Below are 280 nucleotides of genomic sequence, written 5' to 3'. Positions count from 1 at the left end.
GCATAGTGCCACAAGTGTAAACGGTGAGTAATGTAGGACCAATGGTAAGCATGATGTCGTATTTATCTGCTATAGGCATTAATAACCAACTCGATAAAACGGCAAGCTCGACCACAATCCCCATAACCAATAGGTTTTGCCAATTGGGTTGTTTGTTTGAATGTTGCATCCAGTATCGCCAGCCTAAACCAATGGCAGAACTGATGAAAATAACCAATGTGCCAACGTATAAACCTGCTCCGCCCTGATAAATACGAAAGCAAGCCGCGAGGATAGTGGC

The 280-nt window shown here is 43.9% G+C and carries 1 protein-coding gene; it reads right to left on the bottom strand.

Features of this window, described 5'->3' with window-relative positions; all coding sequences use genetic code 11:
• On the bottom strand, positions 1-280 hold a 280-nt coding region (locus tag AAEY78_RS12725; RefSeq protein ID WP_352339691.1), incomplete at both ends, for a LytS/YhcK type 5TM receptor domain-containing protein.

Origin of the sequence: Psychrobacter sp. 16-MNA-CIBAN-0192 (genome assembly GCF_040309565.1) — a bacterium.
In the GTDB taxonomy this organism is placed as follows: Bacteria; Pseudomonadota; Gammaproteobacteria; order Pseudomonadales; family Moraxellaceae; genus Psychrobacter.
This window is presented reverse-complemented; position numbering and strand designations above follow the sequence as displayed.